General features: G+C 72.2%; 22 protein-coding genes, 2 pseudogenes and 1 riboswitch. Of the genes and pseudogenes, 9 read left to right on the top strand and 15 right to left on the bottom strand.

Translation table 11 applies throughout. The annotated features are described in order from the left end of the window. From ABD329_RS44990 to ABD329_RS44975, 4 genes are all read right to left on the bottom strand, one after another. Positions 1 to 262 (bottom strand): electron transfer flavoprotein subunit beta/FixA family protein (locus ABD329_RS44990; RefSeq protein WP_425574460.1); only part of this gene is annotated, 262 nt, incomplete at its 3' end. A gap of 265 nt (positions 263 to 527) precedes the next feature. Next, positions 528 to 1,034, bottom strand: a complete 507-nt coding sequence (locus tag ABD329_RS44985) for a flavin reductase family protein (protein WP_198280240.1) — start codon at positions 1,032 to 1,034, stop codon at positions 528 to 530. 55 nt (positions 1,035 to 1,089) lie between these two features. Continuing rightward, positions 1,090 to 1,170, bottom strand: coding sequence for a putative leader peptide (locus tag ABD329_RS44980; protein WP_317259516.1), 81 nt, complete (start codon positions 1,168 to 1,170; stop codon positions 1,090 to 1,092). A 58-nt stretch (positions 1,171 to 1,228) separates the two neighbouring features. Next, positions 1,229 to 1,588, bottom strand: a complete 360-nt coding sequence (locus tag ABD329_RS44975) for a TlpA family protein disulfide reductase (RefSeq protein WP_214665422.1) — start codon at positions 1,586 to 1,588, stop codon at positions 1,229 to 1,231. Positions 1,589 to 1,770: 182 nt separating this feature from the next. Here ABD329_RS44975 and ABD329_RS44970 point away from each other — a divergent pair, with 182 nt between their 5' ends. Then, positions 1,771 to 2,502 (top strand): lysophospholipid acyltransferase family protein, encoded by a 732-nt coding sequence (locus tag ABD329_RS44970; protein WP_037963862.1) that lies wholly within the window; start codon positions 1,771 to 1,773, stop codon positions 2,500 to 2,502. 51 nt (positions 2,503 to 2,553) lie between these two features. Here ABD329_RS44970 and ABD329_RS44965 read toward each other — a convergent pair whose 3' ends face one another. The 3 genes from ABD329_RS44965 to ABD329_RS44955 are packed head-to-tail and all read right to left on the bottom strand — an operon-like array spanning position 2,554 to position 5,845. Beyond that, positions 2,554 to 3,615 carry a threonine aldolase family protein gene (locus ABD329_RS44965; RefSeq protein ID WP_198280242.1) on the bottom strand — a complete coding sequence of 354 codons (1,062 nt, stop codon included), beginning with the start codon at positions 3,613 to 3,615 and terminating at the stop codon, positions 2,554 to 2,556. Further along, positions 3,612 to 4,394 (bottom strand): SDR family oxidoreductase, encoded by a 783-nt coding sequence (locus tag ABD329_RS44960; protein ID WP_198280243.1) that lies wholly within the window; start codon positions 4,392 to 4,394, stop codon positions 3,612 to 3,614. Before ABD329_RS44960 ends, ABD329_RS44965 begins: the two co-directional genes overlap by 4 nt. Before the next feature lie 53 nt (positions 4,395 to 4,447). Further along, positions 4,448 to 5,845 (bottom strand): DUF6421 family protein, encoded by a 1,398-nt coding sequence (locus ABD329_RS44955; protein WP_198280244.1) that lies wholly within the window; start codon positions 5,843 to 5,845, stop codon positions 4,448 to 4,450. A gap of 308 nt (positions 5,846 to 6,153) precedes the next feature. On the opposite strand from ABD329_RS44955, the gene ABD329_RS44950 reads away from it, so the two are divergent. Then, on the top strand, positions 6,154 to 6,837 hold the full coding sequence (locus ABD329_RS44950; protein WP_198280245.1) for a glycerophosphodiester phosphodiesterase: 684 nt from the start codon (positions 6,154 to 6,156) through the stop codon (positions 6,835 to 6,837). A gap of 81 nt (positions 6,838 to 6,918) precedes the next feature. On the opposite strand, the gene ABD329_RS44945 is transcribed toward ABD329_RS44950, so the two are convergent. Next, the gene (locus ABD329_RS44945) at positions 6,919 to 7,476 is read right to left on the bottom strand and encodes a GNAT family N-acetyltransferase (RefSeq protein WP_198280246.1); all 558 of its coding nucleotides are present in this window, start codon (positions 7,474 to 7,476) and stop codon (positions 6,919 to 6,921) included. Between the two features lie 172 nt (positions 7,477 to 7,648). Here ABD329_RS44945 and ABD329_RS44940 point away from each other — a divergent pair, with 172 nt between their 5' ends. Next, on the top strand, positions 7,649 to 8,041 hold the full coding sequence (locus tag ABD329_RS44940) for a VOC family protein (protein ID WP_344317990.1): 393 nt from the start codon (positions 7,649 to 7,651) through the stop codon (positions 8,039 to 8,041). Positions 8,042 to 8,259: 218 nt separating this feature from the next. On the opposite strand, the gene ABD329_RS44935 is transcribed toward ABD329_RS44940, so the two are convergent. Continuing rightward, on the bottom strand, positions 8,260 to 8,679 hold the full coding sequence (locus tag ABD329_RS44935; protein WP_198281175.1) for a PPOX class F420-dependent oxidoreductase: 420 nt from the start codon (positions 8,677 to 8,679) through the stop codon (positions 8,260 to 8,262). Positions 8,680 to 8,902: 223 nt separating this feature from the next. Here ABD329_RS44935 and ABD329_RS44930 point away from each other — a divergent pair, with 223 nt between their 5' ends. From ABD329_RS44930 to ABD329_RS44920, 3 genes are all read left to right on the top strand, one after another. Next, a complete protein-coding gene (locus ABD329_RS44930) occupies positions 8,903 to 9,505 on the top strand; it encodes a DUF5134 domain-containing protein (protein WP_198281174.1) in 603 nt (200 codons plus the stop codon). A 121-nt stretch (positions 9,506 to 9,626) separates the two neighbouring features. Further along, positions 9,627 to 10,562 carry a M56 family metallopeptidase gene (locus tag ABD329_RS44925; RefSeq protein WP_198281173.1) on the top strand — a complete coding sequence of 312 codons (936 nt, stop codon included), beginning with the start codon at positions 9,627 to 9,629 and terminating at the stop codon, positions 10,560 to 10,562. A gap of 163 nt (positions 10,563 to 10,725) precedes the next feature. Further along, positions 10,726 to 11,415: a phosphatase PAP2 family protein gene (locus ABD329_RS44920; RefSeq protein WP_198281172.1), complete on the top strand. Its 690-nt coding sequence runs from the start codon at positions 10,726 to 10,728 to the stop codon at positions 11,413 to 11,415. Positions 11,416 to 11,463: 48 nt separating this feature from the next. Here ABD329_RS44920 and ABD329_RS44915 read toward each other — a convergent pair whose 3' ends face one another. Beyond that, the gene (locus ABD329_RS44915) at positions 11,464 to 12,141 is read right to left on the bottom strand and encodes an O-methyltransferase (protein ID WP_198281171.1); all 678 of its coding nucleotides are present in this window, start codon (positions 12,139 to 12,141) and stop codon (positions 11,464 to 11,466) included. A gap of 122 nt (positions 12,142 to 12,263) precedes the next feature. On the opposite strand from ABD329_RS44915, the gene ABD329_RS44910 reads away from it, so the two are divergent. After that, complete coding sequence (locus ABD329_RS44910) at positions 12,264 to 13,232, top strand: pirin family protein (protein ID WP_344317988.1); 969 nt, start codon at positions 12,264 to 12,266, stop codon at positions 13,230 to 13,232. Between the two features lie 55 nt (positions 13,233 to 13,287). Continuing rightward, positions 13,288 to 13,696 (top strand): annotated as a pseudogene (locus tag ABD329_RS44905) (amino acid transporter); the annotation flags it as partial. 9 nt (positions 13,697 to 13,705) lie between these two features. On the opposite strand, the gene ABD329_RS44900 reads toward ABD329_RS44905, so the two are convergent. The 5 genes and pseudogenes from ABD329_RS44900 to ABD329_RS44880 all read right to left on the bottom strand — a co-directional run. After that, positions 13,706 to 14,026 carry a transcriptional regulator gene (locus tag ABD329_RS44900; RefSeq protein ID WP_198282149.1) on the bottom strand — a complete coding sequence of 107 codons (321 nt, stop codon included), beginning with the start codon at positions 14,024 to 14,026 and terminating at the stop codon, positions 13,706 to 13,708. Beyond that, positions 14,023 to 14,487: a hypothetical protein gene (locus tag ABD329_RS44895; protein ID WP_198282150.1), complete on the bottom strand. Its 465-nt coding sequence runs from the start codon at positions 14,485 to 14,487 to the stop codon at positions 14,023 to 14,025. The genes ABD329_RS44900 and ABD329_RS44895 overlap by 4 nt, the downstream gene beginning before the upstream one ends. A gap of 128 nt (positions 14,488 to 14,615) precedes the next feature. Beyond that, on the bottom strand, positions 14,616 to 15,191 hold the full coding sequence (locus tag ABD329_RS44890; RefSeq protein ID WP_198282151.1) for a DUF1707 SHOCT-like domain-containing protein: 576 nt from the start codon (positions 15,189 to 15,191) through the stop codon (positions 14,616 to 14,618). Between the two features lie 75 nt (positions 15,192 to 15,266). Continuing rightward, entirely contained in the window at positions 15,267 to 15,581 is a 315-nt protein-coding gene (locus ABD329_RS44885; RefSeq protein WP_198282152.1) for a metalloregulator ArsR/SmtB family transcription factor, read from the bottom strand. 123 nt (positions 15,582 to 15,704) lie between these two features. Then, positions 15,705 to 16,157, bottom strand: a pseudogene (locus tag ABD329_RS44880) (tellurite resistance TerB family protein); the annotation flags it as partial. A 113-nt stretch (positions 16,158 to 16,270) separates the two neighbouring features. After that, a riboswitch (cobalamin riboswitch) is annotated at positions 16,271 to 16,422 on the top strand. Between the two features lie 552 nt (positions 16,423 to 16,974). Here ABD329_RS44880 and ABD329_RS44875 point away from each other — a divergent pair. Then, positions 16,975 to 21,067 (top strand): beta-ketoacyl synthase N-terminal-like domain-containing protein (locus ABD329_RS44875; protein WP_344317986.1); only part of this gene is annotated, 4,093 nt, incomplete at its 3' end.

Here is a 21,067-nt window from a genome sequence, read left to right as displayed (position 1 = left end):
CGACGTGCACGGCCTTGTCCGCCCCCATCGACAGCGCCTTGCGCAGCGCGTCCTTGGCGTCCTCCGGACCGACGGTCAGCACGGTGATCTCGGCGTCGTCGGCCTCGTCGGCGATCTGGAGGGCCTGCTCGACCGCGTACTCGTCCAGCTCCGAGAGCAGGCCGTCCACATCGTCGCGATCGACGGTCAGGTCTTCGGCGAAGTGCCGGTCGCCGGTGGCGTCGGGCACGTACTTAACACAGACAACGATCCTCAAGCTCACGCCGGCTCTCCTACTGCATCGTCTCTACCGAGCTGCCTTGTTGCTGGCAGCATAGGCGCCTTCGGGGGCGGGACCCGGGCGGTACCGCGGGCGGTTTCCTGCCGGGGCGGCCCATGTACCGCAGCAAAATATTACTCGTCAGTACACCCAGCTCATTCCCCGTATGCAACCCGCTTGAACTGTGACCTTGCCAACGACTGCGATCAATGCGAGGCGTACATGCCAACCAGGGCGGGCGCGGGTCGGCCTTGGAGCGCGTGGCGGGTCAGTCGCGGAGCGCGTTGAAGCGCCCCTGGTGGTACAGCAGCGGACGGCCGGCCCCGGTCGCGGTGCCCGTGGTGACCTCGCCGATCAGCACCCGGTGGTCCCCGGCGGGTATCCGGGCCACCACCCGGCACACCAGCCACGCCAGCACCCCGTCGAGCACCGGTACGCCCTCCGGTCCCGAGCGCCAGCCGGTGGCCGGTCCGAAGCGGTCGGCACCGCTGCGCGCGAAGGTCGCGGCCAGCTCCCGCTGGTGCTCGCCCAGAATGTGGACACCGACGTGCTCGGCATCGGAGAGCACCGGCCAGCTCGAGGAGCCGGTCCCCACGCCGAAGGAGAGCAGCGGCGGCTCGGCGGCCACGGAGGCGAGGGAGGTGGCGGTGAAGCCGACCGGGCGGGTGCCCTGGGCGGTGATCACGGCGACGCCGGAGGCGTGCCGGCGGAAGACGGAGCGGAAGATGTCGGACGTCGTCAGCGGGGACGTGCCGAGGTCGTGCGTTGCCGTCATGGAGTTGTCCTTCTGCCGGAGGTACGGGCGGGGGGCTGCGCTTGTCCTCGTTCGCTCACCCGCCCGGACACCGTGCGCCGGCGGTCCGCATCAGGTCCACGTGCACACGTCCGTAAAGAAGGGGTCCAGGCCGCATGCCGTTCACCCTGACCACGCGGGGTGCGGACCGTCAAGTGGGGCCGGGGCGCGGAGGCTCACACGGCATCACCCAGAGCGGCGATGACATCGGCCCGGCGCGGCAGCCCGGAGGCCCGCCGAACGACCCGCCCGGCCGCGTCGAGCACCAGCACCGTGGGGGTGCGGGCGATCTCCAGCGCCCGGACGAGCTCCAGCCGGGACTCGGCGTCGATCTCGATGTGCGTCACCCCGTCCACCATCGCCGCCACCTCGGACAGCGTCCGCCGGGTGGCCCGGCAGGGCTGGCAGAAGGCGCTGGAGAACTGCACCAGCGTCGCCCGCTCCCCCAGCTCCGCGCCCAGCTCGGCGGCGCCCAGCCGCCGGCCTCCGTCGCCGTCTCGCACCTGTCTCCTCCCGATCGGGCCTCCCTGGTGCAGCGTCCTGGGCGGCCCGGGGATTCCCCGGCGGCTCCCGACGTGATGAGGATCTCTCGGCCGGGCCGTGCCGCGCGGTAGCACAAAGAGACGACATCGGGCACCATCTGCCAGAAGCCGGATACCTACGGCCGCGTAACTTCCGCCGGGAGAACCCTCCCCAGGCATACGACGAAGGGTCCTCGATGGCAGAGCTCGTCTACCCGCCGGTGATCGGCATCGCCCGCACCATGTTCAAGGCGCTCGATCTGCGCTTCGACATCAAGGGCACCGAGAATGTCCCGCAGACGGGTGGCGCGGTTCTGGTGAGCAACCACATCGGCTATCTCGACTTCGTCTTCTGCGGGCTGACCGCCCGTCCGGCCAAGCGGCTGGTGCGGTTCATGGCCAAGGAGTCGGTCTTCCGGCACAAGGTCTCCGGGCCGCTGATGCGCGCGATGAAGCACATTCCGGTGGACCGCGCGGCGGGCATGGACGCGTACAAGCACGCCCTGCGGGCGCTGCGCTCCGGCGAGATCATCGGTGTCTTCCCGGAGGCGACGATCTCGCGGTCCTTCACCCTCAAGAACTTCAAGTCGGGCGCGGCCAGGCTGGCGCAGGAGGCGGGCGTCCCGCTGCTGCCGATGGCGCTGTGGGGCACCCAGCGGCTGTGGACCAAGGGCCAGAAGCGGGCGCTGGGCCGCCATCACTACCCGATCACGATGCGGGTCGGCGAGCCGATGGAGGCCGACCCGACCGAGCCCTCCGACACCCTGACCGAGCGGCTGCGCGGCCGGGTGCAGGAGCTGCTGGAGGCGGCGCAGCGGGCGTATCCGGTGCGGCCCAAGGGCCCGGAGGACACCTGGTGGGTCCCGGCCCACCTGGGCGGCACCGCTCCCACCCCGGCCGAGGCGCTGGCCCTGGACCGGGGCCGCTAGGACGCCCGCGGGGCGGGCCCGACGGCCCGCCCGGGGCACTCCTGAGACGGCCTACCGGCCCATCTCCTCCTTGAGCGCCGTGACGAAGCCGTCCACGTCCTCCTCGGTGGTGTCGAAGGAGCACATCCAGCGCACATCCCCCGCGGCCTCGTCCCAGAAGTAGAAGCGGTAGCGCTTCTGGAGGCGTTCGCTCACCTCGTGCGGGAGCCGTGCGAAGACCGCGTTGGCCTCGACCGGGTGGAGGATCTTCACCCCGTCCACCGCGCGCACGCCGTCCGCCAGCCGCTGGGCCATGGTGTTGGCGTGGCGGGCGTTGCGCAGCCACAGGTCGCGGGCGAGCAGGGCCTCCAGCTGGACGGAGATGAACCGCATCTTGGACGCCAGCTGCATCGACAGCTTGCGCAGATGCTTCATGGCGCCCACCGCGTCCGGGTCGAGGACGACGACGGCCTCGCCGAAGAGCATCCCGTTCTTGGTGCCGCCGAACGACAGGATGTCGACGCCCACCGCGTTGGTGAACGCGCGCATCGGCACGTCCAGCGACGCGGCCGCGTTGGCTATCCGGGCGCCGTCGAGGTGGACCTTCATCCCGCGCTCGTGCGCGTGGTCGCAGATGGCACGGATCTCGTCCACCGTGTAGACGGTGCCGAGCTCGGTGTTCTGCGCGATCGAGACCACCTGCGGCATCGCCCGGTGCTCATCGTCCCAGCCCCACGCCTGGCGGTCGATGAGCTCGGGGGTGAGCTTGCCGTCCTCGGTGGGGACGGTGAGCAGCTTCAGCCCGCCGACGCGCTCGGGCGCCCCGCACTCGTCCACGTTGATATGGGCGGACTCGGCGCAGATGACCGCGCCCCAGCGGTCGGTGAGGGCCTGGAGGGCGACGACGTTGGAGCCGGTGCCGTTGAAGACCGGGAACGCCTGGGCGTGCGGGCCGAAGTGGCTGCGCATGACGAATTGCAGATGCGCGGTGTAGTCGTCCTCGCCGTAGGAGACCTGATGGCCTCCGTCGGCGAGGGCGAGCGCGGCGAGGATCTCCGGGTGGGTGCCGGCGTAGTTGTCGCTGGCGAAGCCGCGTACCTCGGGGTCGTGGTGGCGGCGGGCGTCGGTCCTCACGGCTTGGGGGTCAGCCACTGGCGGGTTCCGTTCACTTCCTGGGCGGGCCGGTCCCAGAGTCCGGTGATGGCCTCGGCCAGCTCCTTGACGTCCGTGAAGCCCGCGAACTTCGCGTTGGGGCGCTCCGCGCGCATGGCGTCGTGCACCAGCGCCTTGACCACCAGGATGGCAGCGGCCGCCGACGGACCGCCCTCGCCCCCCAGTTTGCGGAAGGAGTCGGCGAGCGCGAGCGTCCACGCCTCGGCGGCGGCCTTGGCGGCGGCGTACGCGGCGTTGCCCGCGGTGGGATGGGACGCGCCCGCCGCGCTGATCAGCACATAGCGGCCCTTGCCGCTGCGCAGCAGGGCGTCGTGGAAGGCGAGGGAGGTGTGCTGGGCGGTGCGGATCAGCAGATTGTGCAGGGTCTCCCAGTCGGCGAGCGGGGCGTCGGCGAAGGTCTTGCCGCCGCGCCAGCCGCCGACCAGGTGGATCAGCCCGTCGACCCGTCCGAACTCCTTCTCGGTGCGGTCGGCCCAGGCGCGGGCGGCGCCGAGGTCGAGCAGGTCGACCGTCTCACCGGTGACGCTGGCGCCGCCGTGGGCGTAGCGCGCCGCGTCCACGACCTCGGCCAGCCGGACCGGGTCGGCGTCGGAGGCGACGACGGTGGCACCCGCCTCGGCGAGGCGGAGCACCGCGGCCCGGCCCGCGGGGCCGGCCGCGCCGGCCACCGCAACCACCGCACCGTCCAGCGGCCGCTCGCCCGGCTCGTTCGGGCTGGGGCTCGATGTCGGTGTGGTCATGCTCGCCGCCTCCTCGTCCTGCCCCGTCTGGGGGCTGTGCGCCGCCGCGGTGCTCATGCCGCCGCCGGCAGGTCGCTGTCGGCCGTGATGCCCTTGGTGGAGGCGACCACGTCACGCAGCTTCTTCCCAAGCGCCTCGTAGAACATGCTCAGCGGAAACTCGTCGGGGAGCACGTCGTCGACGAGTTTGCGCGGCGGCTGGCTCAGGTCCAGGGCTTCGGGGCCCTTGGCCCAGACCGAGCCGGGGTGCGGGGCGAGATAGGTCGACACCAGCTCGTACGCCTTGAACCAGTGGACGAGCTTGGGGCGGTCGATGCCGTCCCGGTAGAGCTTCTCGATCTCGCCGCACAGCTGGTTGGTGACCTGCGAGGCGCGGGACCAGTCGATGTGCAGGGTGTTGTCCGTCCAGCGTACGACGTCGTGCTGGTGGAGGTAGGCGAAGAGCAACTGGCCGCCGAGCCCGTCATAGTTGCGGACCCGCGCGCCGGTGACCGGGAACCGGAACATCCGGTCGAAGATCACGGCGTACTGGACGTCACGGCCCTGGGCGACGCCCTCGGCGTCCAGCTTCACGGCCTCCTTGAAGGCGGTGAGGTCACAGCGCAGCTCCTCCAGTCCGTACATCCAGAACGGCTGCCGCTGCTTGATCATGAAGGGGTCGAACGGCAGGTCGCCATGGCTGTGGGTGCGGTCGTGGACCATGTCCCACAGGGCGAACGCCTCCTGGCAGCGGCGCTGGTCGGCGAGCATGTCCCGGATGTCGTCGGGGAGTTCGATCCCCAGGGCCCGGACGGCCGCCTCGCTGACCCGGCGGAACCGGGCCGCCTCGCGGTCGCAGAAGATGCCGCCCCAGCTGAACCGCTCGGGGGCCTCGCGGACGGCGATGGTCTCGGGGAAGAGCACCGCGGAGTTGGTGTCGTAGCCGGAGGTGAAGTCCTCGAAGGCCAGTCCGCAGTAGAGCGGGTTGTCATAGCGGGTGCGCTCCAGCTCCGCCAGCCACTCCGGCCAGACCATGCGCAGCACCACGGCTTCCAGATTGCGGTCCGGGTTGCCGTTCTGCGTGTACATGGGGAAGACGACGAGGTGCTGGAGGCCGTCGGCACGGGTGCGGGCGGGCTGGAAGGCGAGCAGCGAGTCGAGGAAGTCGGGGACCCCGAATCCCTCCTCGGCCCAGCGGCGCAGGTCCGCGACGGCCGCCCGGTGGTAGTCGGCGTCGTGCGGAAGCAGCGGGGCGAGCTCCTCGATGGCCCCGATCACCCGGTCGATGGTCGCCGCGGCGGTCTCCCGGGTGGGTGCGCCCTCGGCGTCGAAGTCAATGGACCCGTCCTTGGACTGCCACGGGCGAAACGTTTCGACAGCGTCCTTGAGGGCGGTCCAGGCCGGACGATCAACCACACGCTCTGCGGGCAGAACGGCACCTTCAGCTATCGCAGACGAAAGGATTTCCGTCATGACCACTCCTTCACCGAAGAAACTCGCGTATGACCACCGTATCTATGGACGCTCCCGCGCTCAAGCGACGGTACGGGAAATCATCCTGCGTCACACCCGCACCACCGAAGTTTTTCCTGCCCCCATCGGCTCGAGTCATGCCACGGCCCCGCTTGAACGGTCCTGTCATGAGCGGCCGGTATGGTGTGCGCCGGTCCGGGCGGCCCGTCCGCCGCGTGCCGATGAATCAGCCACCCCACTGCCTCCCCCGACCCGACGCAGACGACCCGACGAAGGCCGTCGAGGGCCGTCAGAAGAGCGAGACAGCGTTGACTTTTCTCACCATCGGACACCGCGGAGTGATGGGTGTCGAGCCGGAGAACACCCTGCGGTCCTTCGTCCGCGCCGAGCACGAGGGCATGGACGTCATCGAGCTGGACCTGCACCTCAGCAAGGACGGCGCGCTCGTGGTGATGCACGACGCGGATGTCGACCGCACCACCGACGGCAAGGGCCCGATCAGCGACTTCACCCTCGCGGAGCTGCGCGGACTGGACGCCGGGGAGGGCGAGCGGATCCCGGTCTTCGAGGAGGTCGTGGACGCCGTGGAGGCGCCGCTCCAGGCCGAGATCAAGGACACGGCGGCCGCCCGGGCGCTGGCCGAGGTGCTGACCCGCCGCGATCTGCTGGACCGGGTGGACATCCTGTCCTTCCACGACGAGGCGCTCGCCGAGATCCGCACCCTGCTCCCGACCGCCCGCACCGCCCTCGTGGCCAGCCGCTACGGCCTCGATGTGATCGACCGGGCGCATGCCGTCGGCGCCGGAATGCTGGTGCTCAACATCCGCAGGCTGACCCTGGAGCTGGTGGAGAAGGCGCACGCCGACGACCTCAAGGTCATCGGCTGGACCGTGAACACCCCCGACCATCTGAAGCTGGCCCGCGGCCTCCGCCTGGACGGCGCCACGACCGACTTCCCGGAGATCCGGCGGGCGGCGCGGTTCACGGCCTGACGCGCCCGCGGAGGGCATTCACCCGTACGGCGTAAGCGGGGCTCTGAGGGTCCCTGGAGGCGTTCAGGGCCCCTCGGGGGCTCAGCCGAGGGGCTTGATCAGCAGCTCGAACTCGAGGTCGGCGCGGCGCGGCACCCCGAAGCGCTCATCGCCGTACGGGAACGGGGTCATCCGGCCGGTACGGGCGTAGCCGCGCCGCTCGTACCAGGCGATCAGCTCCTCGCGGGCGGAGATCACCGTCATATGCATCTCGGTGGCGCCCCACTCCGCCCGTGCGAACCGCTCGGCCTCGGCGATGATCACCTTGCCCAGGCCCCCGCCCTGGAGCGCGGGCCGGACCGCGAACATGCCGAAGTAGGCGTGGTCGCCGCGGTGCTCGAGCTGGCAGCAGGCGATCAGCTCACCGCTCCGCTCGACGATCATCATCCGGCCGTTCTCGGCTCCCACCACGTCCGCGACGTCCTCCGGATCGGTGCGCTGTCCGTCCAGGATGTCCGCTTCCGTGGTCCATCCGGCGCGGCTGGCGTCCCCGCGGTAGGCCGACTCGATCAGGGCCACCAGCGCCTCCACATCGGCCTCGGTGGCCGTGCGGAAGGTGAGGGGCTCGGTGGCTCGTACGGTGGCGTCCGCGGTGTCCATGGCGTCGACGGGGTTCCCTTCGATGACGGCGGGGGCGGCCGGGGGCGGTGGCCGGTGTGGGCCGGTGACCGGTGAGGGCCGGGGGTGGCAACCAGTGGCCGGCGTGGCGGTCGGTGGCGGCAAATAGACCTTAACCTGCCCCGAAGGGGTCAGGTTGCGTAGGGTCGCGGGCATGGTTCACGTACTGAGCAGCCGCGTCCTGCTGCGGCCGACGGACCCCGAGCGCTCCCGGGCGTTCTACGGCGAGGCCCTGGGCCTGGCGGTCTACCGGGAGTTCGGGACGGGCCCCGAGCGCGGCACCGTCTACTTCCTCGGCGGGGGGTTCCTGGAGGTCTCCGGCCGCTCGGACACCCCGCCCGCCCCGGGCCCCCAGCTGTGGCTCCAGGTGGCGGACGTGGCGGCGGCGCACAAGGAGCTCACCGCGCAGGGGGTCGAGGTGCTGCGGCCGCCGAAGAAGGAGCCGTGGGGGCTGGTGGAGATGTGGATCGCGGATCCGGACGGACTCAAGATCGTTGTCGTGGAGGTCCCCGAGGATCACCCGATCCGCTATCGGCCGGGGATCTGACCGCAGCCGAAGCGGTGCGCGCCATCCGCGCGTTGCGCGACGAGGTCCGCGGTCCTCAGCGGTCGGAGACCAACGGGTCACGGTCAGCCGACGAATGACGTCGGAAACATCCGCCGGAAACGACAGGTCCCGGGATCGCCGGACGCCGTCCGCCCGCCACGGCTTGCGGTGACCTGGGGTGGTGGGCAGGCGGACGGCAGACGGTACCGAAGGGGAGATCAGCCGGGCTGGGTGTTCTCCTTGTGCTCGCCCCAGCCGTGCCAGCGGTCGATCTCGATCCAGGCGCTGATCCGGCCGCGGTCCCGTTGCGGGTACTCCTTGCCCAGGTACTGGCGGGCCAGCCGGTCGATTCCGGCCAGGTCCTTGTCGTCCTGGAGCTCCACGACCCGGCCGATGAGGGTGATGTGGTTGTACCAGTTCGCCTCGTCGAGCACGGTGAGCGTGACCCTGGGGTCGTTACGGATGTGGTCGAGCCGCTTGCGGCCCTCGTCCATGTTGACCAGGATCCGGCCGTCGTCCCAGAGGTACCAGGTGGCCGTGGACACCGGCTGGCCGTCGGACCGGATCGTCGCGATCACGGCCGGATTGGGCTTCTCGAGCATGGCGACCGCGGCCTCGGGAAGCGGTGGATTCGACACGGGCTCTCCTCCTCTTTGGACAGCTGTTACGTCCCGTGGTGCGGCGGGGGCCTGCGTGATCCACGGGCCGCACCTCTCACCGTGCCACACCACGCCTCGCGCTCCCCACCACTCCGCCATTCCGCACGCCTCGCGCTCCCCCACTGCGCCCGTGCGCTCCCGTGTGTGGTGCCACGGCAGGGGATGTCTCCTGGTAATACGTCCCCCTTCGGGAGGTGTGGCCGTGCACGGACCTCCACTGATCGGCTGGCTGCTGGTCGCGCTGTGCGCGGCCACGGGTGGCTACTGCCTGTCGCAGATGCGCGGCGAGCCGCCCGGGCCGGGGCGGCGGATCGCGGGCGCCGAGGCGCTGATGGGGTGGGGGATGGCCGTGATGGCGGTGCCGTCCACCGTGCTGGACCCCCGGCCCTGGGGCCCGCCCGCCTTCGCGGCGGTCTTCGCCGTGGCCGCCGTAAGGGCGCTGCTGCCGGTCCCGCGCGGCGCGGGGATCCCGGGGCACCGGCTGCATCACACCGTCGGAGCGCTGGCGATGGTCTATATGGCGCTCGCGATGATGGTGGGCACCACGGGCGGCCACCATCACACCGGCGAGATGGTCCCAGGCCGGATGGCGGGCGGGGTGCCGCTACTGACCGGGGCGCTGCTTTTGTACTTCGCGGTCTACGTCATACGGTCCGGGCTACGGCTGGTACCGATGACGGACGGGGCCGTGGACGCGGCGGGGGCGGGACCGCCCGGGACCGGCTGGTCGCGGCGGCCCGAGCTGCGGCATGCGTGCAGGCTGTCGATGGGGATAGGGATGTTCGCGATGCTGCTTGCCCTGTGAACGGGCGGCGGGCCGGGCCGTGGCCCGATGCGTAGCCGCGTCCGTGGCCACGCCGTGGCATGCGTCACTTCCCCGCCGTGACCGTACCCCGCCCGAGCGTCGCGATCATAGGCTGACGGCCATGATGGTCCCGTTCGCGCTGATGGGCCTCGGCGCACTGGCGGCGGCAATGGCGCCGCGCCTGTTGTCCCGCTCCGACTGGATCGACCGCGAACCCGTGCTCGCCCTCTGGGTGTGGCAGTGCGTGGTCGTCGGAGTGCTGTTGTGCTGCGCGCTGACCATGGCGCTCACCGGGGCGGCCGCCTGGGATGCCGTGCGCGGCAATGTCTTCGCCCCCGCCCCCAAGGGCGTGGTCGAGGCGTACGCGCTGTCCGGCTACGGGCCGTTGGCGGCGCCCGTCGCCCTCGTACTCGCCTTCGGGGCCATCTGGAGCGCGGTGATGCTCACCCGCGAGATCGGCCGCGCCCGCGCCTGGCGCAGGCAGCACCGCGCCGAGCTCCTCGTCCGCTCCCCCGCCTTGCCCGGTGAGGAGCCCAGCGAGGACCGTCTGGTGGTCCTGGAGAGCGACAAGCCGGACGCCTGGTGGCTGCCGGGCACCACGCCCCGGTTGGTCATCACCACGGCGGCGCTGCGCCGCCTCAAGGGCCGTCGGCTCGACGCCGTCATCGCCCATGAGCAGGGCCACGCCCGCGCCCGCCACCACTGGCTGCTGCACTGCTCGGGCGCGCTGGCCAGCGGCTTTCCTCAGGTGACCATGTTCGCGGCGTTCCGCGACGAGGTACACAGGCTGGTCGAGCTGGCCGCCGACGACTCCGCGTCACGGCGCTTCGGGCGCACGACCACCGCGCTCGCGCTGGTGGAACTCAATGAGGACCGCGGGGTGTTCGGCCCCTGCCCCAGCGCGCTCGCCCAGGTGCCGCAGCGGGTGGACCGGCTGCTGGCCCCGGCCTCCCGCCTCCCGGTGGCGCGCCGCTGGCGCCTTACGGCCACCGCGGCGCTCGTCCCGGCCGTCCCGCTGCTGGTCACGCTTGTCCCGGCGCTGCGGGTGCTCGGGTAGGCCCTCCCGGCGTTTTTCAGTACTTCTCGGCGCCTCTCGGCGCCTCTCGGTGTCCCTCGGTGTCCCTCGGCGTCCCTTGGCACAACGGCGGCTCCGGCTCCTGACGCGAGGAAGATCGAGGGCCTCCTGGCTCCGGGGCCCGCCCGTCGGCGATCATCGACCCATGCAGCCGGCAACCCTCCACCGCCGAGCCGCCCGCGCCGCGGCCGTGTTCACCGTGCTCTTCCTGGTGCTGCTCGCCCTGGTGGCCGCCCATTGGGGCCCCCTGGGGACCGCCGACCGGGACATCGTCGTCACCCTGCACCACTCCGCCGTCCGGCACCACGGCTTCACTCGGGTCAACAGGGTGCTCACGGACTGGTTCTGGGACCCCTGGGCGATGCGTGCGCTGCTGGCCGCGGCCGTGGGGTGGCTGCTGTGGCGCCGGGAGTGGCGGCTCGCCCTCTGGGTGGCCGTCACGGCGGCGCTGGGCACGGCACTGCAACAGGCGGTGAAGGCCGCGCTCGACCGGGAGCGTCCCCGGTGGCCGGATCCGGTGGACTCGGCGCACTACGCGGCCTTCCCGTCCGGCCACGCCCTGACCGCGACCGTCGCCTTCGGGCTGCTGCTGTGGCTGCTGACACTGCACGGGGCACCGGCGAAGTGGCCGCGGCTCATGGCCGCCGTAGGGGCCGTGTCCGTGCTGGGCGTCGGCTTCACCCGGCTCTATCTGGGCGTCCACTGGCCCAGCGACGTCCTGGCCGGCTGGCTGCTGGGCGCGGCGCTGGTGTACGGGGCGATCGCCTCGTACGGCTACGCCCGGAGCCGTACGGGCGAGCGCGAGGCGTCCCCCGAGGGGAGAGTGCGCTCATGAACCCCGAAACCCCGTCCGGCCGCCGGGAACGGTAGCCGCACCCGGGTGCTAGCCGAGCCGCACCCCGGCCAGGATCCCGTGCGCGACCCCCAGGGGCAGCGAGAGATAGCCGCTCGCGGGGTCGGCGAGGTACTCCCGCATCTCCCGGTGGATGTCGAAGCCGAACTCCATGTCCATGTCGTCCACGAGCACCAGCGCGCCCCGGCGCAGCCGGGGTTCCACCACCTGGAGCACGGCCCGGTTGAGGTTCGGCCAGCCGTCCATCAGCAGCAGGTCCACCGACTCGGGCAGGTCCCGCAGCGTCTCGCGCGCGTCGCCGACGCGGACGGTGGCGATGTCGGAGAGCCCGGCGGCGGCGATGGCCTCCGTGGCCTTGGCCACCTTGTCCGCCTGTAGCTCCGTGCCGATCACCTGCCCGCCGCCGTTGTCCCGCACCGCGCTGGCCAGGTAGAGGGTGGACACGCCGAAGGAGGTTCCGTACTCGACGACGGTCCGCGCACCGGTCGCGCGGGTGAGCAGGTAGAGCAGCTCACCGCCCTCCTTGGACACCGACATCGAGGCGTCCTTGAACGTCTCGGCCATCTGACTGGCGTCCAGCTCGGCCCAGGCCGACTTGGGGTCGGTCACACCGGTCTCGGCGAACGCGCGCTCGTCGCCTTCGCGCTCGGCCTCCAGCAGTCCGTCCAGGACGGTCGCCACGGGCTCGGTGTGCAGTGTGGACGGCATGCGATCTCCTTCGGGGTCGGTGCGGTCACCGGATAGATTCTTCTTCCGGCGGCGATCCGACCGCCCCCTAAACATCCCCCTGGCTCCCCCTGAGCCGCCCGGGGCGATGGGAGAGTGCGGTCATGAGCAATCTCGATACGAGGCCCGCGCCGACCGTGTGCGGCGGCCGCCAGGACGTCACCGCCCAGCCGGTCCGCGAGCTGCTGGCCGCCAAGCAGGTCCCGCTGGGCGAGTCCACCGTGGTGCGCCGGCTTCTGCCGAACTTCGGGCGGCGCATGGTCGGGGCCTGGTGCTTCGTCGACCACTACGGCCCGGACGACATCGCCCAGGAGCCGGGCATGCAGGTCCCTCCGCATCCGCACATGGGGCTCCAGACGGTCAGCTGGCTGCACGACGGCGAGGTGCTGCACCGCGACAGCGTCGGCAGCCTCCAGACGGTGCGCCCCGGCGAGTTGGGGCTGATGACCTCGGGCCGCGCCATCGCGCACTCCGAGGAGTCCCCGCGCGAGCACGCCCGGCTGCTGCACGGCGCACAGCTGTGGGTCGCGCTGCCCGACGGCGACCGCCATATCGCCCCCATGTGGGAGCACCACGCCGAGTTGCCCCGGGTGACCGGCGGCGGAGGGCTGCGGGCGACGGTCGTCCTCGGCGAACTGGACGGCGCGGCCTCGCCCGGCACCACGTTCACGCCCCTGACGGGTGCGGACATCGCCCTCGCGGCCGGCACCGACACCCGGCTCCCAGTACGGCCCGACTTCGAGTACGCGGCCCTCACCATGTCCGGCGAGCCCGAGGTCGACGGGGTGCGCCTCGCCCCCGGCTCCCTGCTCTACCTCGGCTGCGGACGCGCCGAACTGCCGCTCCGGGCCGACGTGGACAGCGCGTTCATGCTGCTGGGCGGGGAACCCTTCGAGGAGAAGATCGTGATGTGGTGGAACTTCATCGGCCGCTCCCATGACGAGATCTCCCAGGCCCGCGAGGACTGGACATCGGGCTCCCGCTTCGGCGAGGTCCACGGCTACGACGGCGGCCCCCTCCCCGCCCCCGAACTCCCCCCGGTCCCCCTCAAGCCCCGCGGCCGCACCCGCTGACCCGGGAGCGTGCCGGGGGTGTGCGCAGGCGGTGAGTCCGGTGCCCGGCAGGCGGGCGGGCATCATCCTGGTGTCACTGCTCTCCCGGCTCGCCCGCGCCTTCGAACTGCGCGTGACGGACATGGAACTGGACGCCACGGCCGAGCGGTTCGTCCGCGACGCCGCCACCCGCCGCATACGGTTCATCGCCAACGAGCCGGACAACCGCGACCCGGCCGAATACCGCGACAAGATCCACCAGATCCGGACCGACAACGACATCCCCGCCACCGAGGACCTCATCTTCGTCGAGGTCAGCGTGCGTGACCCGTCCGACTTACTTCGAATGGACCGAGGGCAGCCCCTTCGCCCAGTTCCTGCGGTTCTTCCTCTTCGGCCAGGGCGAGGTCGCACCCGTCACCAGAGAAGTGCTCCGCGAGGCCGAGCCCGACCGGACCCGCCGACCACACGTCCGCGTCGGCTGAGCCTCGGCCTCACATCGGAGGCGGCTCCTGGGCCGGTGCCGCGGCGTCGGCGACGATCGCTCGCAGGGCTTCGATGTGGCCGTTGAAGGCGTCCCGGCCGGCGCTGGTGAGCCGGGCGCGCAGCTTCCGGCGGCTGCCGCTGAGTCGGCGTTCCGTGGCGACGTACCCGGCCTCCTCGAGCGTCGTCAGCTGCTTGGAGAGCGCCGAGTCGGACAGTTGGAGCCGGTCCTTGAGGAAGGCGAACTCCGCCCAGTCGGCGGCCGCCAGGGTCGCCACCAGCGACAGACGGGTGCTGGGATGGATCAGTTCGTCGAATTGCGCCTTCGTCATGCCCGCGCCCACCGACGCAGCACGCGCAGGATCTCCGGTCCGCCGAACCCGACGACGGCCGCGGTCAGCACCGCCGCCCACACACCGGCATGGCCGGCGCCGTCGGCGTCGAGCGCCAGCGCCACCAGGACGGTGACCCCGATGAGCCCGAGCAGCATGCCGACCACCACCACGGGGATGCGGCGACCGGCGACCGCCGCGCTCACCTGGAGCCGATCCGTACGTCGGCGGCCGTCGAGCAGGCGCGACGCGAACACCCCGTGCCCCACGCCGAAGCCCACGGTCACGACCCCGGCCGACCAGGGTGGCAGCACATTGCCGAGCACGCCCAGCAGAATCCAGCCGGCCGCCATGGCCCACCAGTAGCCGCGCGGCAGGCCGACTTCCTCGGCCACCTGGCGGCGGGCGCGGTCGGCCGCGTCGAGGGCGGTGCGGGCCTGCTCCGGAACGATGTCGTCCATGCCGAGACCTCACTTTCCTATCAGGAAAGTAAGCGTCCTACTTTCCCGATAGGAAAGTCAAGAGTGAGGTTCCACCTCTTAAGGTTCCGAAGAGTGCCGGGCGGGTGGCTACGGCGCCGGACGGGGCCTCAACGCCGCGCGTGGCGGATCTTCAAGCGTCCGAACCCCACGGCCCCGGAGATCCGGATCTTCGGACCGCCCGGACCGCCCGCGCCACCCGCGCCACCCGGGCCGCCGGGGAGGGGCGGCCGGGGCTTGTAGCGCAGGTCCTTCCACCCGGTGTGCAGGCCCTCGACGTCGACGATCGCGTCGCGCGGCACCGTGATCCTGGCCCTGCCGGTGCCGAGCCGCAGCTCGATGTCGACGACCGGATGCTCGATGACCGCCCGGGACAGGTCCAGGCGCACCCTGCCGAACGCGGACTCGACCTTGAGGGTTCGCGGTACGAGCCATGGGCCGCGCCGCCGGATCCGTCCACTGTGGGCGGCGATCGTGGACGTGGTCTCCGGGGGCTCCGCGGGGAGCGAGGCCAGGGCCGACATGAGTTCGCCGTGAGTCGTGGCGGTGAGCACCGTATGGAGTCGCCGGTCCATCTCCTCGTGCGAGATGTGCCCTTCGGCGTACGCGTCCTGTAGGCGCCGCACGGCCGCCTCGCGGTCGTCTTCGCTGACGGGTGACGGTGGGTTTTCCGGCGGAGAGGTCACCGTCGCACTCTACTGCCGCGCCCCGCGCCGGAGCCCCGGTGACGGCCCGATCCGGCGGACCCGTGCGATCACGCACTAGCCATGGGCGGGAGGGGTGCCGTCCTGTGGTTCGGAGGGGGCCAGGAGGTAGGAATGGAGCTGCCCGAGCAGTTCGGCGATGCCCTCCCTGTCGGCGCGGTAGCGGACCAGTTTGCCGCTGCGGGTCGACTGGAGCAGACCGCCGCGCCGGAGCACCGCGAGGTGCTCGGAGGTGGTCGACGGGCCGAGCCCGGCACGCTCGGCCACCTCGCCCACGGTCAGCTCCTCCCCGTCGGCGAAGTGCGCGAAGAGCTTCTGACGGGTTCCGCTGGTCAGCGCCTTGAGGAAGACCTGGAGATCGTCGCCGGGCACGGCGGCTCCGGGGCGTACCGCCCGCGCCGTACCGGCGTCCGCCCGCCCGGGCACCCGGCCGCCGGCCGCCCCCGGGAGCTCGTCCGGAGCCCGGTACGGGCGGGGGACGCGGAGGGGGCGGTGGAGGTCGAACTCAGCCGGGGGGATGTCCAGGGCCGAGCACGCCTCGCGGACGACATCCCGTTCGCTCTCGTCGAAGTAGCCGTCGGCGCAGCCGATGACGATGCCGATCTGGATGACGGCCCGCGCCTCGGCAGGCCTCCTCTTCGCCTTGCCGATCTCCCGCATGGCGCTCGCCGTGCCGAGCGTGAAGTCCGTGGTGAGCTCGTCGAGGTGGTCCTCGAAACGGCGGTGCAGATCGCCCGGGGGGAAGTTCTGGAGCACGTCGTTGGTGGCGATGAGCTGGGCGACGCGCTGCCGCTCGGACGGGTCGATCGTGCCGTCCGCCGCCGCCACCAGGGCGCACATGGCCATGCTCGCGTCCCGGAACGCCCCGCTCTGCAACTCGTGCTTCTTCGCCGTGAGCTGAGCCTGCATCGTCTGGACCGAGTCCCTGAGGCGGTCCCACAGCGTCATCTGCATCTCCTTCTCAGTAATACCTCCATTGTGGGGAGAAAACAGAATCTACAGGTTTGTAGAGCTCTCCCTCGCCGGTGGCGCCCCTGGTCCCAGCCCCGTCGCACCGATGCGTCACAATGGCTGCACGAGGTGACGGGACCAGGAAGCCGGTGCGAGTCCGGCGCGGTCCCGCCACTGTGACCGGGGAGCGGTCCTCCCGCATGTCACTGTCCGCGGACGCGGATGGGACGCCGCCGGTGCGCTGGGACTCGACGAGGCGCTGCTGCCCCACCTCCTCGCCCCGGCCGGGACCGCCCTGCTGTTCATCAGCCACGATCTGCCCGCGGTGCGTGCGCCGGCCGAGGAGGCCGCGCCGTTCGACGGCGGCCGCTGTGTGCGGCGCGGGCCCGTCGCCGAGATCCTGCCCGCCGCGTGGTCCGGCGCACCCGACTCCGGCGCACCCGACTCCGGCGCACCCAGCTCCGGCGCGCCCGGCTCCAGCGCGCCCGGCTCCTGGCCCCGGCGCACCCGACTCCCCCAGCCACGGCGCGTCACCGCACTGACCACCCCATCCCCCTCATTCCTCCTGACCGCCGCTGCCGCCACCGTGGTCAGGGGGAATGAGGGGGATGTTTAGGGGACGGCCCGCTCGCTGCCGGAACAAGAATTTCAACAACAGCGGCGAGCTCTTTCGAGCTCGCTGGAGCTTTCTCTCCCGGGCCTTCTTTCCCTCGGGCCGCGCAACCGGAGCGCGGCTGTCCCGCGCACGGGGCGATCCCGCGCGGGTCGGTCGCCGCTCCCGCGCGCCCTGCTTCGAACCGAGAGGTGTGGCGGCATGCTACGGACTGACCTGATCCGGCCGGTGCCGGAACTGCTCCAGGCCAACGCGGATCGCTTCGGTGACAAGCCGGCCTGTTCCGACGGCCACCGTACGGTCAGCCATGCCGAACTCGAGCGCCGTACCCGGCGGCTGGCCGGTCATCTCGCCGGACTGCGGCTGCATCCCGGCGACCGCGCGATGATCTGTCTGGGCAACCGCGTCGAGATGCTGGAGAGCTACTTCGGCGTCCTGCGCGCGAACGCCATCACGGTGCCGGTCAACCCGCGTTCCACCGATGCGGAGCTCTCGTATCTGCTCGCCGACAGCGGCGCCCGGCTGGTGCTCACCGACATCGCCCACACCGATCAGTTCGACCGGCTGCGGGAGCAGTTCCCGGAGCTGAGGGTGGTGGTCAGCGGGGACGGCCCGCTGCCGGAGGGCTTCGTCGCGTTCGAGCCGCTGCCGGACACCGAGCCGGAGCTGGCGGCCCGCGATGACCTGGGCCTGGACGAGATCGCGTGGATGCTCTACACCTCGGGCACCACCGGCCTGCCGAAGGGCGTGCTGTCCACGCAGCGGAACTGCCTGTGGTCCCTGGCCGCCTGCTACGTACCCGTGACGGGGCTGACCGCCGAGGACCGCGTGCTGTGGCCGCTCCCCCTCTTCCACAGCCTTTCGCACATCGTCTGCCTGCTGGCGGCGACCGCCGTCGGGGCCAGCACCCGGATCGTGGACGGGGTGTCGACGGCCGATGTGCTGGAGGCGCTGCGCGAGGACCGCTCGACCTTCGTCGCGGGAGTGCCGACGCTCTACCACCATCTGATCGAGGCGGCGCGGGACCGTGACTTCGCCGCGCCCCAGCTGCGGATCGCCCTCGTGGGCGGGGCGGTGGCCACGGCGGAGCTGGTCAGGTCGTTCGAGTCCACCTTCGGGGTGCCGCTCGTCGACGCGTACGGCAGCACCGAGACATGTGGCGCGATCGCGGCGAACTGGCCCACCGGCCAGCGGGTCGAGGGCTCCTGCGGGCTACCGGTGCCGGGGCTGACGGTGCGGCTGGTGGACCCGGACACGGGGGTGGACGTCCCGGCCGGGCAGGAGGGCGAGTTCTGGGTGTCCGGGCCGAACATCATGGCCGGATACCACAACCAGCCGGAGGCGACGGCCGCGGCGCTGCGCGACGGCTGGTACCGCACCGGGGACCTCGGCCGCCGCGACAAGTCCGGATTCTGCACGGTGACCGGCCGGATCAAGGAACTCATCATCCGCGCCGGGGAGAACATCCACCCGGGCGAGGTGGAGGCCGTGCTGCGCACCGTGCCCGGCGTGGCGGACGTGGCCGTGGTGGGCAAGCCGCACGCGGTGCTCGGCGAGGTGCCGGTGGCCTTCGTGGTGCCCGGCCCGGACGGCTTCGACCCGTCGGCGCTGCTGGCCATGTGCCGCGAGCGGCTGTCGTACTTCAAGGTCCCGGAGGAGATCTACGAGATCGCCCGGGTGCCGCGCACCGCCTCGGGGAAGATCACCCGGCACGTGCTGCTGGAGCTGCCCGCACGGCTGCGGGCCGCCGGGGACGGCCAGTACGACTCGCTGCTGCGGCTGGACTGGGTGCCGCAGGCCGCGCTGCCGGACGCCCCGGCGGGGGACGGCACTTGGGCGCTGGCGGACGCGGACGCGCTCGGCCTCGCGGAGGGGCTGCGGGGCGTTGGGGTGGACGTAGGGGTGGTGGACGGCGCCGTCGTGGCGGACGGCTGCGCGAGCCCGGATGTGGTCGTGGTGGCGCCCGCGGTGCGGGACACGCCGGGTGAGGGGCAGGACCCGACCGGCGAGCTGGCGGCCCGGCTGGGCGCGTGGCTGGCCGACGACCGGCTGGCCGGGACGAGGTTCGTGGTGGCCACGAGGGGCGCGGTCGCCACCGGAGCCGAGGATGCCGCACCGGAGCCGCTGGTGGCGGCGCTTTGGGGTGTGGTGCGTTCGCTGCAAGCCGCGTACCCCGGCCGACTGACGCTGGTGGACGTGGCCGGGGACGTGTCCGGGGACGGGGACGTGTCCGCCCACGTCGCCGGGGGCAGGGACGGGGAGGACGGCCGGGAGGCCGCACTGCTGCGTGCCGTGGAGGACGGGCACGACCAGGCGGCGATCCGTACCGGCGTACTGCTGGTGCCGCGTCTGACCCGTATCTCGGTCCCCGCGGAGCCGGAGCCGGAGCCCGAGCCGGACCCCGCCTCGGCCCTCGGCCCGGACGGACTGGTCGTGATCTCCGGTGGCGACACCGCCCGCGGCACCGCGCTGGCCCGCCACCTGGTGACCGCGTACGGCGCCCGCCACCTGCTGCTGCTCAGCGCGAACGGTCTGCCGGAGGACGCGGCGGCCGCGATGCGCACCGAGTTGGGGCAGGAGGGCGCCCAGGTCTCGATGGCCGTGTGCGATCCGGCCGACCGGACGGCGCTGGACGCGGTGCTGGACACACAGGACCGGCCGGTGACCGCCGCGGTGCACATCGAGGAGCCGGGCCCGGGGCGGACGCTCGACGCGTCGCTGCGCGGCATGACACACCTGGACGAGCGGACCCGCCGGGCCGGCCCGGCGCTGTTCGTCGTCGTCACCTCCACCGCGGGTGTGCTGGGCTCGCCGGGCCGTCCGGAGCGTGCGGCCGCCGACCAGTTCGGCGAGGCCCTGGTACGGCGGCGCCGGGCGCTGGGCCTGGGCGGGCTGGCCCTGGCGTGGGGCCCGCTGCCGGGCGAGCAGGGCACGGCGCCGGTGGCCGGTGCCGTTCCCCTGCCCGAGGCGCTGGCCCTCTTCGACGCGGCGCTGACCGCCGACCAGGGCCCGCTGGTGCTGCTCAGGCCGAGCACCACGGGGCTGCCGGGCGGCGAGCCGGTGCCCGCGGTGCTGCGCCACCTGGTGGACGCACCGTCCGGCCTACCGACGTCGGACGAGCCCGCCGTCGCGGAGTTCCGGCGGCGGCTGGAAGCCGAGAGCGAGTCCGGCCGGCAGCGCACGGCGCTGGCGCTGGTACGCGAACACGCCGCGGCGACGCTGGGGTTGGCCTCGGCCGACGCCGTTGAGGCCGACCAGGCGTTCAGCGCGTTCGGCTTCACCTCGCTGACCGCCGTCGCGCTGAGGAACCGGGTGAACGCGGCCACCGGCGCACGGCTCGCCGCCACGGTGGTCTTCGACCATCCGACCCCCGCCGCGCTGGCGCGGCATCTGGTGCGGGAGGTCACCGGGAGGCGGAGGGAGCAAGAGCAGGCGCCGGTGCGGGCGCGCGGGGTGTCCGACGAGCCGGTGGCGATCGTCGCGATGGGCTGCCACCTTCCGGGCGAGGTCAGGACGCCCGAGGACCTGTGGCGGCTGGTGGCCGACGGCCGGGACGCGATCGCCGGGTTCCCGGAGGACCGGGGCTGGGACCTGGCCGGGCTGTTCGACTCCGATCCGGACGCCGTGGGCACGTCCTACGTGCGCGAGGGCGGTTTCCTCAGCGACGCGGGCGGGTTCGACGCCACCTTCTTCGGCATCTCGCCACGTGAGGCGCTGGCGATGGACCCGCAGCAGCGGCTGCTGCTGGAGACGGCGTGGGAGACGTTCGAGAACGCCGGAATCGACCCGACGTCGCTGCACGGCACCGACGTCGGTGTGTTCAGCGGAGTGATGTACCACGACTACGGCTCCGACGCCGGGAGCGCGGCGGAGGGCCTGGAGGGCCATCTCGGCGTGGGCAGCGCGGGGAGCGTCGTCTCCGGACGCGTGGCCTACGCACTGGGCCTGACAGGACCCGCCGTGACCGTGGACACGGCCTGCTCGTCCTCGCTGGTGGCGCTGCACCTGGCGGCTCAGGCGGTGCGTACGGGCGAGTGCTCGTTGGCGCTCGCCGGGGGTGTCGCGGTGATGAGCAGGCCGACGTCGTTCATCGAGTTCTCCCGCCAGCGCGGCCTCGCCCCCGACGGCCGCTGCAAGTCCTTCGCGGAGGGGGCGGATGGCACCAACTGGTCCGAGGGCGTCGGCCTTGTGCTGCTGGAACGGCTCTCGGACGCCCGCCGCAACGGGCATCAGGTGCTGGCCGTCGTCCGTGGCACCGCCGTCAACCAGGACGGGGCCAGCAACGGCCTCACCG

Origin of the sequence: Streptomyces javensis, assembly GCF_039525925.1 — a bacterium.
GTDB classification, from domain to species: Bacteria; Actinomycetota; Actinomycetes; order Streptomycetales; family Streptomycetaceae; genus Streptomyces; species Streptomyces asiaticus.
This window is presented reverse-complemented; position numbering and strand designations above follow the sequence as displayed.

Coding starts and splice junctions, on each gene's coding strand:
- ABD329_RS44985 (WP_198280240.1), bottom strand. CDS start 1,034: ATGACGGCAACGCACGACCTCGGCACGTCCCCGCTGACGACGTCCGAC.
- ABD329_RS44900 (WP_198282149.1), bottom strand. CDS start 14,026: ATGACGAAGGCGCAATTCGACGAACTGATCCATCCCAGCACCCGTCTG.
- ABD329_RS44970 (WP_037963862.1), top strand. CDS start 1,771: ATGGCAGAGCTCGTCTACCCGCCGGTGATCGGCATCGCCCGCACCATG.
- ABD329_RS44940 (WP_344317990.1), top strand. CDS start 7,649: ATGGTTCACGTACTGAGCAGCCGCGTCCTGCTGCGGCCGACGGACCCC.
- ABD329_RS44945 (WP_198280246.1), bottom strand. CDS start 7,476: ATGGACACCGCGGACGCCACCGTACGAGCCACCGAGCCCCTCACCTTC.
- ABD329_RS44960 (WP_198280243.1), bottom strand. CDS start 4,394: ATGACCACACCGACATCGAGCCCCAGCCCGAACGAGCCGGGCGAGCGG.
- ABD329_RS44910 (WP_344317988.1), top strand. CDS start 12,264: ATGAGCAATCTCGATACGAGGCCCGCGCCGACCGTGTGCGGCGGCCGC.
- ABD329_RS44980 (WP_317259516.1), bottom strand. CDS start 1,170: ATGCGGCCTGGACCCCTTCTTTACGGACGTGTGCACGTGGACCTGATG.
- ABD329_RS44895 (WP_198282150.1), bottom strand. CDS start 14,487: ATGGACGACATCGTTCCGGAGCAGGCCCGCACCGCCCTCGACGCGGCC.
- ABD329_RS44925 (WP_198281173.1), top strand. CDS start 9,627: ATGATGGTCCCGTTCGCGCTGATGGGCCTCGGCGCACTGGCGGCGGCA.
- ABD329_RS44955 (WP_198280244.1), bottom strand. CDS start 5,845: ATGACGGAAATCCTTTCGTCTGCGATAGCTGAAGGTGCCGTTCTGCCC.
- ABD329_RS44915 (WP_198281171.1), bottom strand. CDS start 12,141: ATGCCGTCCACACTGCACACCGAGCCCGTGGCGACCGTCCTGGACGGA.
- ABD329_RS44920 (WP_198281172.1), top strand. CDS start 10,726: ATGCAGCCGGCAACCCTCCACCGCCGAGCCGCCCGCGCCGCGGCCGTG.